Raw genomic sequence first — 7,175 nt, 5'->3', positions numbered from 1 at the left:
CCATCGTCGCCATGTTCAGCCTGAAAGGGGGCGACGTGCTGCGCCTGCCGCTGGATGCGGTCCAGATCGCCATTCCGCTGATCCTGTATTTTGCGATCCAGTTCATGGTCAGCTTCGTCATGGGCCTGCTGATAGCCCGCGACTATCCCCGCACCACGGCCATTGCCTTCACTGCGGCAGGCAACAATTTCGAACTGGCGATTGCCGTTGCCATCGCCGCCTACGGCCTTGCCTCACCGGTGGCATTCGCCGCCGTCATCGGCCCCTTGGTCGAGGTGCCGGTCCTGATCCTGCTGGTGAACGTCGCCCTGCGCCTGGGCGCGCACTGGTTTCCCCATGATGCCGCGCTGAAGGAGGCCCGCGCATGATCCCTGAATTGCCGAACCTGTCGCCCAAGGCCGACCGGCTGCCCGAACTTCCGATCCTGCCACGGGCCAGCCATCCGCCGCGCATCCTGCTGCTTTACGGCTCGCTCAGGGAACGCTCATACAGCCGCTTTGCCACGCTGGAGGCAGAGCGTCTGCTGCGCCATTTTGGCTGCGAGACGCGGGTCTTTTACGCCAATGGCCTGCCATTGCCGGACGATGCCGCGGCGGATCATCCCAAGGTTCGGGAACTGCGCGAGCTGTGCCTTTGGTCCGAAGGCCAGGTCTGGACCAGCCCGGAGCGGCATGGCGCGATGACCGGCGTGATGAAGTCTCAGATCGACTGGATTCCGCTGGCCATGGGGGCAATCCGTCCCACGCAGGGCCGCACATTGGCCGTCATGCAGGTCTCGGGCGGCTCACAATCCTTCAATGCCGTAAATCAGATGCGCGTGCTGGGTCGCTGGATGCGGATGTTCACGATCCCCAACCAGTCCTCGGTCGCCAAGGCCTATGACGAGTTCGACGAAGCCGGGCGGATGCGCCCGTCCAGCTACTACGACCGCATCGTCGATGTGATGGAGGAACTGGTCCGCTTCACACTGTTGACCCGCGATCTGTCCGACGTCCTGACCGATCGCTACAGCGAGCGCAAAGAGGCCGCGGCGAAGCTCGAGGCAAGGGTTAATTTGAAATCCGCGACCTGATGACCTCGACACGGCGTTGGCCCGTTATTGCGGCGCTTGATGCAACCGCCAAGCTTGAGGGGGGTCTGTGCTCGCATCTCGCAACACTCTGCATGCGGCCCCGATCTGCAGATACGGCGGTATATGCCAAGCCCAAAGCGGCCGATTACCCAGAGCCAGCCGGCACTTAGTCCTCACATGTAGGACTGGGGTCCGGTCGACGCGGATATGAATGGCGCGATTTCGAGCTCGGCCGAGGTTAGAGCTCGTCAGACGCCCATCACCGGGCGACCGCGGCGCAGACGGACATAGGCCATGTCAAGCAGTAGCATGACCAGCAGCGAGGCTCCGACCAAGGGGAAGATCACCCCGCCGACTGCCAGAATGACGATCAGCCCGCGGAACGCCCGCCTGTCTTGCGGCAAGGGGGGCACGCCGAGCGATCCCGAGGGGCGGCGTTTCCACCACATCACCACCGCCGAGACCGCCAGCAGCACGATGGCCGCACAGGCCACCAGCAGGATGATTTGGTTCAGAAGCCCGAAGGTCTGGCCCATATGGGTGTTGATGCCCCATTCCAGCCATTTGCCCAGCGGGCCGTAATCCGCGTAGGACATGTCCAGCAGCGGCTGACCCGAATACTGGTCCAGATGCACGACGCGCTGCTGGCTCAGATCGTTGGGATAGACCGAGCCGCTGAACACACCCTCGGGTTTTTGCGGCAGGCTGACGGAGTAGCCGCGATGCAGCCCGAGCGCGTCGAACTTTGCGACGGCGTCGTCAAGGCTGATCGCCGTCCCGCTGCCAATGCTTTCGGGTATCCGCGCCTGCTCCAGTGTCCACGAAGTCTTGGCGATCACGTCGAGCTTCTGGCCGGAGATCGGCACGTTCACCCGCACCCCGTCCGGATAGCCGAAATTGCTGCCATTCGCCCATTCGTTGACCTTGCCGCCCCAGACACCCGACCACGGCATACCGGTGATCGCCAGAAAGACGATAAAGAACCCGACGAAGATCCCCGTTACGGCATGTAGATCGCGCCAGAAGACACGCCGCTGCGGCTTGCCCCGGACCGAGACCACGCCGCCCCTCTGCCCGCGCGGCCACCACAGGTAGATACCGGTGGCGACCAGCAGGATCGACCAGCCCGCCGCGATCTCGATGATATAGCGGGCATAGGTTCCGAAATACTTGAAGCTGTGCAGCGTTCGAACCGTCCACATCAGAGTCGACCTGTCCGGCATCGCGCCCAACACCAGACCGTTATAGGGGTTTACATAGACCGCCATCTTCCCCGCCTCGGTCGAAACGGTGATTTCTGTCGAGGCACCCGCATCGACCGGGTCGGTATACTTGATCGCCGTTCCGGGCACCGCATCCAGTGCCGACGCGACCAGCCCAGATGGCGCCAGCCGCTGGCTTTCCTGCACCTGCACCCGCTTCAGATCGGCGTGATACCAGTTGTCGATCTTGTCGCGGAATACATACATCGCGCCTGTGATCGAAAGGGTGATCATGAAGGGCAGAACAAGCAAACCGGCATAGAAATGCCAGCGCCAGACTGCCCGGTAAAGATCGCTCAAGCCCGTGGCCGGGCGAGCGGAAATGGCTGAGTAAGACATTTGTCCTCGCATCTGCGAAAGGCCCGCCGAAGGAACGCCGGTGATGGCTGGGATTGGGCGGTCAATGACCCGAATGGCCGGTATCGTGACCCTCACCCGCCTGCGGTGCGGAACGCATGGCGCGGACCTCGAAGGGCAGCGTGACCTCGTCGGCCTTGTCGAAGACCAGGGTCGCCTCGACCGTCTGCCCTTCGGCGAAGGGCTCCGGAACTTCCACGAACATCAGGTGATAGCCGCCCGGCTTCAGTTCGACCGTCTCTCCGGCGGGGATCGGCAGACCTTCGGGCAGCTCGCGCATCTTCATCACGCTGCCGTTCATGGTCATCTCGTGGATCTGCACCTCACCCGATTTTGGCGAATGTGCCGAGACGAGGCGATCCGCCTCCGCTCCGTCATTTCGGATCTTGAGGAAGCCGCCCGCGACCGGAGCCTTTGGCGGCATGGCCCGGATATAGGCATCCGAGATTGTCAGGCCCTTCTGGGTGATGGGGTCCGCAACAGCACCAGCGCCGAGGATGCCAAGGAAAAGCGCGCCCAGCACCGGGGCCGCCAGAATATTCGATTTCATGGGATTACCTGTCCGTGAATTGCACTTGCCGCCCAAGAGCGGCGCGGAATTCACGCGACGGGCGGACCTCGTGCCGAGGGGGCCAGGACTTCTGCGCGCAGCATGCGTTGGTCGCGCGCGGCGGCCGGGTCGGCGGGACGGCCTATTTGCGCGGCAACAACCGGCAAGGCTGGCGCGGCCTCCAACATGGGCTGGGCATGAACCGACCAATCGCATGGCGGCTTCGGCGATTTGGGGACCTGCTCGCTCTGCTTTGCGCGATATTCGTCGGCGCGGACGACATTGCCATCGGCATCCAGAACCATCTCAACCGGCAAGTGATCGGCGCAGAGCACGACCATGAAACTTTGCGGCGTTGCGCCCTGTGCCACCATCGTGCCTTGCGCCATCAGCGAGAGCAGCACGAAGGGCAGGACCAAGACCAGCGCCACCGCCCGGCCGAGAGCTGGGAGGGCACGGGCAAAGGATGTGGCGGACTGGCGCATCGGGAACCTAGGTGAATGTCGGATCTATAGCCGCGTGATCCTGATCGTGCCAGAGTTTTGCGCCCGTGCCGAAGGCCAGATTCAGTTCTGCGTCTGCTCGCGTTCCGCGATGATCTTTGCGAAGCGTTCGGCAGTGCGTTTCGGCAGGCCATCTGGCAAGGCGACCTCGGAGCTGGCGCCCACTTCGATCAGCATGACCATGCCCATGGCATAATGCGGCGAGCATTTGACGCCGTACGCGCCCGGCGCGCTAAGTGTAATCTCGAACGAGTCGTTGATCTTCGACTTGAAAGGCTCGGCACCCGGCGGGAGCATGCCATCTATCGTCGCGGCATTATGGCCGGGCTGGGTCGGCAGGAAGCGAACCGTGTCGCCCGGCGCGATGTTCAGATAGGACGGCTCATAGACCATCGGGCCGGAATCGCCGCGATTGAGCATCCTGATCTCATGGATTTCGGCAAGGGCGGGATTTGCAAGCAGCATCAGCGGCAGCAGCAGGTATTTCATTGAACGTCTCCAAGTTGTGGAAGCGCAGCAGGCTGACATCGTCCCTCGGATCGGTCAGGGTGGTGGCACCCACCCGGAAGACGTTGCGCAGCAGATCGGAGGTCAGGACCGCGTCGGGCGGGCCACAGGCGACCATGCGGCCCCCTGCCATGACTCCCAGTCGGTCGCAGCCCATCGCCTGATTGAGGTCATGCAGCGCGATCACCACGGTCAGGGGCAGATCTTGGACCAACCGCAGCAGCGCAAGCTGATGGTGGATATCCAGATGGTTCGTCGGCTCGTCCAGAAGCAGGATGCGGGGCCGTTGCGCTAGCGCGCGCGCGATTTGCAGGCGCTGTCGCTCGCCGCCCGAAAGCGTGGCCCAAGCCCGGGCGGCCATGCTCTTCATGCCGACCGCCTGCAGCGCGTTGTCCACGATGGCAGCGTCGGCAGGGCCAAAGGGGGCCAGGGCCGAAAGCCAGGGCGTGCGCCCAAGCTCGACAACCTGACGGGCGGTCAGTGCCTCACCTGTCTCGGCCTGCTGCTCGACCATGGCAAGGCGGCGTGCGATTTCGCGTCGGGGCAACTTGCTCACGGGCTCGCCCCCCAATTCGACGATCCCCCTGGCGCGGCGGTCGAGCCCAGCGAGGAGACGCAGGAGCGTCGATTTTCCCGACCCGTTCGGGCCGATCAGGCCAAACGTCTCGCCCGCTGCGACCTGCAGATCGACGCCGTCGACGATGTTGCGGCCTTGCGCGTGCAGCGAGAGGTCGGTTGCACTGATCCTCATGCGCGACTCCGGTTGCGGATCAGGATCAGCGCGAATGCCGGTGCGCCGACCAGCGCGGTGACGACGCCGATGGGGACGACTTGACCGGGGATCAGCACGCGCGAGACCACATCCGCCGCGATCATGAAGACCGCTCCCGCCAGCGCCGAGGCCGGGACCAGCGCGCCATGCCGAGCCCCCACCAGAATGCGCATGGCATGAGGCACGACCAGTCCGACAAAGCCGATGGCCCCGACAAGGCTGACCATCACCGCGGTCATGAGCGTCACCGCCCCCAGCAGGACGACCATCACCCGTCGCACCGCGATCCCCAGCGAGGCAGCCGCACTCGCGCCGAAGCTGAAGGCGTCAAGCGCCCGGATATGCACCGCGCATGCCAGCAGCCCCGCCAGCGCCACCGGCACCGCCAGCGCCACATCCGGCCAGCGCACGCCCGAGAGATTGCCGAGCAGCCAGAACATGATGCCGCGCGCCTGCTCGGCATTGGCGGATTTGGCAATGAAGAAGCTGGTCAGCGCGTTGAAAAGCTGCGAGCCCGCAATCCCGGCAAGGACCAGCTGCGCCGATCCACCCCCCGCTGCGCGCGCGAGCGCCGCGACGATGCCGAAGGCGAGCGCGGCCCCCGCAAAGGCCCCGGCCGAGATGCCGATGGCCCCCGCGCCGACGCCCATGATCGTGACCGCGACCGCACCGGTCGAGGCCCCGGCCGAGACGCCGAGCAGATAGGGATCGGCAAGGGCATTGCGCACCAGCGTCTGCAGGACCAGCCCCGACAGCGCGAGCCCCGCGCCACAGGCCGCCGCGACCAGCGTGCGCGGCAGGCGGTAATTCCAGATGATGCCTGCGTCGATCGGATCGACGCCCGATGCTGCACCCCAAAGCTTCTGTGCGAGCACCGTCGCCACCTGCGACGGCGGCAGCGGCGTCTCGCCCAGAACCACGCCCACCAGAACGGCAAGGACAAGCACCGCCAGCCCCAGCGTCAGACGTAGGATCAGCCGCGACCGCCAAGCGGCGGCACAGGGGATGGCGGCCTCGGTCATTTCAGGCCGAACTTCGGCAGCGCCCCGGCCAGGGTCTCAAGCGCGTCGATATTGCGGATCGAGGGGTCCATCGCATGCGCGTCCAGCACGATGATGCGGTCATTCTTCACCGCATCCATCTGGCTGGTCACCGGATCGGATTTCAGGAAGCCGATCTTCTTTTCATAATCATCGGCCTCGAAACGGCGGCGGTCCATCTTCGCCACGACGATGACCGAGGGGTTGGCTCGCGCGATGGTCTCCCAGCTGACGACCGGCCATTCCTCGTCGCTATCGACGACGTTCTTCAGGCCAAGCGCATTCATCATGTAGGCTGGCGGACCCTTGCGACCGGCGACATAGGGGTCGATGTCCATCTCGGCCGAGGAGAACCAGAACACCGCCGAGGCATCCTTCAGCCCCAGCGCCTTGGCCTTGTCGATCGCGGCGGCCTCGCGCGACTTCAGATCGGTGATCAGCGCCTCGCCCTTGTCGGCCACATCGAAAATCTGCCCCAGGTCCGAGACACCGCGATAGATGCTCTCCATCGCATACATGTCGCTGCGCGTGCCGTCCGAGCCCTTGCTATTGTCCTTTCCGGTGCAATCCGAGGGCAGGATATAGGTCGGAATCCCGAGGTCCGAGAACTGCTCGCGGGTGGCGACGATGCCTTGCGGGCCGACATGCCATTCATATTGCACGGTCACGATGCCGGGACGCTTGGCGACGACGCTTTCGAAGCTCGGGTCATTGTCGGCCAGACGCTCGATCCCGGCGTTCGTTTCGCTGAACTCGGGCAAAATTTCCGTGAACCAGACCGAGGTGCCGGCGACCTTGTCGGCCAGACCCAGCGAATAAAGGATCTCGGTCGCGGCCTGACCCACGGTCACCGCGCTTTCCGGCGCCTCGTCGAAGGACAGACCGATGCCGCAATTCGATAGCTTCAACGGATATGAAGTTTCTGCCGCGGCGGGCAGCATGGCGGCGCCAGCGAGAAGAAGTCCGGTCAGGGTAGATTTCAGGAACATCTCAAGTCTCCGGTCTGGTTGCAGGCGAAGGGCTTGGGGAATGGCCATGGCAAAGCCGCGTCCGGATACGGAACGCAGCAACGAAGGACCGGACCGACAGTTCGGCAGGCATGAAGCATCTGG

General features: G+C 64.3%; 9 protein-coding genes. 2 read left to right on the top strand and 7 right to left on the bottom strand.

The window, feature by feature from the left end; all coding sequences use genetic code 11:
• On the top strand, positions 1–368 hold a 368-nt coding region (locus RM190_RS18025), incomplete at its 5' end, for an arsenic resistance protein (protein WP_390908632.1).
• A complete protein-coding gene (gene arsH / locus RM190_RS18020) occupies positions 365–1,072 on the top strand; it encodes an arsenical resistance protein ArsH (protein ID WP_311760850.1) in 708 nt (235 codons plus the stop codon). The genes RM190_RS18025 and arsH, both read left to right, overlap by 4 nt.
• Positions 1,073–1,320: 248 nt before the next feature.
• Here the strand turns inward: arsH and RM190_RS18015 are convergent, their stop codons facing one another.
• The 7 genes from RM190_RS18015 to RM190_RS17985 all read right to left on the bottom strand — a co-directional run bounded on the left by RM190_RS18015 (position 1,321) and on the right by RM190_RS17985 (position 7,052).
• Positions 1,321–2,634 (bottom strand): PepSY-associated TM helix domain-containing protein, encoded by a 1,314-nt coding sequence (locus RM190_RS18015; protein ID WP_311760849.1) that lies wholly within the window; start codon positions 2,632–2,634, stop codon positions 1,321–1,323.
• A 100-nt stretch (positions 2,635–2,734) separates the two neighbouring features.
• Positions 2,735–3,241: a copper chaperone PCu(A)C gene (locus RM190_RS18010; protein ID WP_311760848.1), complete on the bottom strand. Its 507-nt coding sequence runs from the start codon at positions 3,239–3,241 to the stop codon at positions 2,735–2,737.
• 50 nt (positions 3,242–3,291) lie between these two features.
• A complete protein-coding gene (locus RM190_RS18005) occupies positions 3,292–3,672 on the bottom strand; it encodes a hypothetical protein (protein ID WP_311760847.1) in 381 nt (126 codons plus the stop codon).
• Positions 3,673–3,807: 135 nt separating this feature from the next.
• Complete coding sequence (locus tag RM190_RS18000; protein WP_311760846.1) at positions 3,808–4,233, bottom strand: pseudoazurin; 426 nt, start codon at positions 4,231–4,233, stop codon at positions 3,808–3,810.
• The gene (locus RM190_RS17995) at positions 4,172–5,002 is read right to left on the bottom strand and encodes an ABC transporter ATP-binding protein (protein ID WP_311760845.1); all 831 of its coding nucleotides are present in this window, start codon (positions 5,000–5,002) and stop codon (positions 4,172–4,174) included. The genes RM190_RS18000 and RM190_RS17995 overlap by 62 nt, the downstream gene beginning before the upstream one ends.
• Entirely contained in the window at positions 4,999–6,045 is a 1,047-nt protein-coding gene (locus tag RM190_RS17990) for a FecCD family ABC transporter permease (RefSeq protein WP_311760844.1), read from the bottom strand. The genes RM190_RS17995 and RM190_RS17990 overlap by 4 nt, the downstream gene beginning before the upstream one ends.
• Entirely contained in the window at positions 6,042–7,052 is a 1,011-nt protein-coding gene (locus tag RM190_RS17985; protein WP_311760843.1) for an ABC transporter substrate-binding protein, read from the bottom strand. The genes RM190_RS17990 and RM190_RS17985 overlap by 4 nt, the downstream gene beginning before the upstream one ends.
• Positions 7,053–7,175 lie beyond the last annotated feature (123 nt).

The sequence above is a fragment of the Paracoccus broussonetiae genome (genome assembly GCF_031854425.1).
In the GTDB taxonomy this organism is placed as follows: Bacteria; Pseudomonadota; Alphaproteobacteria; order Rhodobacterales; family Rhodobacteraceae; genus Paracoccus; species Paracoccus broussonetiae.
The sequence above is the reverse complement of the archived record's forward strand: the minus strand, read 5'-3'. Positions and strand labels throughout refer to the sequence as shown.